Here is a 3,486-nt window from a genome sequence, read left to right as displayed (position 1 = left end):
TCCCGTTAAACTAATGGTCGCGGTGCCACTGTTTTGCGCGACAAACGTATAATAATCATTATCACCAGCATAACCTGTAATGCTGGCATCTCCATTACTGTCTAATGAAACCAAAGCGGCTTCCGATAGTGAGTTACCCGCATCACCACCACTGACGGTGGTGCCATTAATTATATCATTATTGGTACTGGGAACAGGTGTGACAGCAGCGACTGTATTGATACTCAAATTATAATCTGAGGTAAAGGTGTAATAAGGATCGACCTTGACGTAATAGATATCTCCTGAGATAAGATTATAGGATATCGATTCATTGGAACTTCCACCCGAAGATGAGGAATGCGAAGATGAGGAATCCAGCGTTGATCCAGAACTACTCAAGAGCCTTAAATCAATATCTGAACTCAATCCCGTTAAACTAATGGTCGCGGTGCCACTGCTTTGCGCGACAAACGTATAATAATCATTATCACCAGCATAACCTGTAATACTGGCATCTCCATTACTGTCTAGTGAAACCGCAGTGGCTCCCGTTCGAGAGTCACCTGCATCACCACCACTGACGGTGGTGCCATTAATTATATCATTATTGGTACTGGGAACAGGTGTGACAGCAGCGACTGTATTGATACTCAAATTATAATCTGAGGTAGATGAGTAATAATCGACCTTGACGTAATAGGTCTCTCCTGAGATGAGATTATAGGATATAGATTCACTGGAACTTCCACTCGAATATGAGGAATCTAACGTCCCGTTAGAGCTGTTCAAGAGCTTTAAATTAAGATTTGAACTCAATTCCGTTAACTCAATGGTCGCGGTGCCATTGTTTTGCGCGACAAACTTATAATAATCATCATTACCAGCATAACCTGTAATGCTGGCATCTCCATTACTATCTAATGCAACCAAAGCGGCTTCCCATAAAAAGGCTCCAGCATCACCACCACTGACGGTGGTGCCATTAATTATATCATTATTGGTACTGGGGACAGGTGTGACAGCAGCGACTGTATTGATACTCAAATTATAATCTGAGGTAGAGGTGCCATCAGGATCGACCTTGACGTAATAGGTCTTTCCTGAGGTGAGATTATAGGATACCGATTCACTGGAACTTCCACTCATGTATGAGACATCTAACAATCCTATAGAGTTCGCAGAGTTCTCATCAGGGCTCTCACTGAGATATAAATCAATATTTGAACTCAATCCCGTTAAATCAATGGTCGCGGTGCCACTGCTTTGCGCGACAAACGTATAATAATCATTATCACCAGCATAATCACCAGCATAACCTGTAATGCTGGCATCCCCATTACTGTCTAATGAAACCAAAGCGGCTTCCGATAGTGAGTCACCCGCATCACCACCACTGACGATTTCACCATTAATTATATCATTATTGCCACTGGGAACAGGTGTGACACCAGCGACTGTATTGATACTCAAATTATAATCTGAGGTAGAGGTACCATAAGGATAAGGATGAACCATGACGCAATAGGCCTCTCCTGAGGTGAGATCATAGGATATCGATTCATTGGAACTTCCACTCGAATATGAGGAATCTAACATCCGGTCAGAGTTGCTCAAGAGATATAAATTAACATTTGAACTCAATCCCGTTAAATCAAAATACGCAGTGCCATTATTTTGCGCGACAAACGTATAATAATCATCATCATTTCCACCAACATAACCAGTAATGCTGGCATTTCCATTACTGTCTAATGAAACCAAAGCGGCTTCCGATGTAGAGTCCCCCGCATCACCACCACTGACGGTGGTGCCATTAATTATATCATTATTGGTACTGGGAACAGGTGTGACAGCAGCGACTGTATTGATACTCAAATTATAATCTGAAGTATGGCTGTTAAAAGGATCGACCTTGACGTAATAGGTCTTTCCTGAGGTGAGATTATAGGATATCGATTCACTGGAACTTCCACTCGCTGTTGAGGAATCCAACCGTGATCCAGAGCTGCTCAATAACCTTAAATCAATATCTGAACTCAATCCCGTTAAATTAATGGTCGCGGTGCCAGGGTGTTGCGCGACAAACGTATAAAAATCATTTTCCCCAGCATAACCTGTAATGCTGGCATCTCCATTACTGTCCAGTGAAACCGCAGTGGCTCCCGTTCGAGAGTTACCCGCATCACCACCACTGATAGTGGTACCGTTAACTATATCATTAACAGCAGCGACTGTATTGATACTCAAATTATAATCTGATGTATTACTTTTATAAGGATCGACCTTGACGTAATAGATCTCTCCTGAGGTGAGATTATAGGATATAGATTCACTGGAACTTCCACCCGAAGAGGAGGAATGCGAAGAGGAGGAATCCAACCGTGATCCAGAGCTGCTCAATAACCTTAAATCAATATCTGAACTCAATCCCGTTAAATCAACGGTCGCGGTGCCAGAGTGTTGCGCGACAAACGTATAAAAATCATTTTCCCCAGCATAACCTGTAATGCTGGCATCTCCATTACTGTCCAGTGAAACCGCAGTGGCTCCCGTTCGAGAGTCACCTGCATCACCACCACTGATAGTGGTCCCGTTAATTATATCAATATTGCCACTATTGATACTCAAATTATAATCTGAGGTATTGTTGCCAAAAGGGTCGACCTTGACGTAATAGGTCTTACCTGAGATGAGATTATAGGAAATCGATTCACTGGAACTTCCACTCGAAGAGGAAGAATGCGAAGATGAGGAATCCAGCGTTGATCCAGAGCTGCTCAAGAGTTTTAAATCAATATCTGAACTCAATCCCGTTAAATTAATGGTCGCGGTGCCAGGGTGTTGCGCGACAAACGTATAAAAATCATTTTCCCCAGCATAACCTGTAATGCTGGTATCTCCATTACTGTCCAGTGAAACCGCAGTGGCTCCCGTTCGAGAGTTACCCGCATCACCACCACTGACGGTGCTACCGTTAACTATATCATTAACAGCAGCGACTGTATTGATACTCAAATTATAATCTGATGTATTACTTTTATAAGGATCGACCTTGACGTAATAGATCTCTCCTGAGGTGAAATTATAGGATACCGATTCACTGGAACTTCCACCCGAATATGAGGAATGCGAAGAGGAGGAATCCAACCGTGATCCAGAGCTGTTCAATAACCTTAAATCAACATCTGAACTCAATCCCGTTAAATTAATGGTCGCGGTGCCAGGGTGTTGCGCGACAAACGTATAAAAATCATTTTCCCCAGCATAACCTGTAATGCTGGCATCTCCATTACTGTCTAGTGAAACCGCAGTGGCTCCCGTTCGAGAGTTACCCGCATCACCACCACTGATAGTGGTTCCGTTAATTATATCAATATTGCCACTATTGATACTCAAATTATAATCTGAGGTATTGTTGCCAAAAGGATCGACCTTGACGTAATATGTATTACCTGAGATGAGATTATAGGATATAGATTCACTGGAACTTCCACTCGAAGAGGA

At 42.6% G+C, this 3,486-nt stretch carries 1 protein-coding gene; it reads right to left on the bottom strand.

The window, feature by feature from the left end; all coding sequences use genetic code 11:
• The coding region (locus JWG39_RS15840) for a beta strand repeat-containing protein (RefSeq protein ID WP_205220415.1) at positions 1 to 3,486 on the bottom strand (3,486 nt) is incomplete at both ends.

The sequence above is a fragment of the Desulforhopalus vacuolatus genome, from assembly GCF_016918505.1.
Lineage (GTDB): Bacteria > Desulfobacterota > Desulfobulbia > Desulfobulbales > Desulfocapsaceae > Desulforhopalus > Desulforhopalus vacuolatus.
This window is presented reverse-complemented; position numbering and strand designations above follow the sequence as displayed.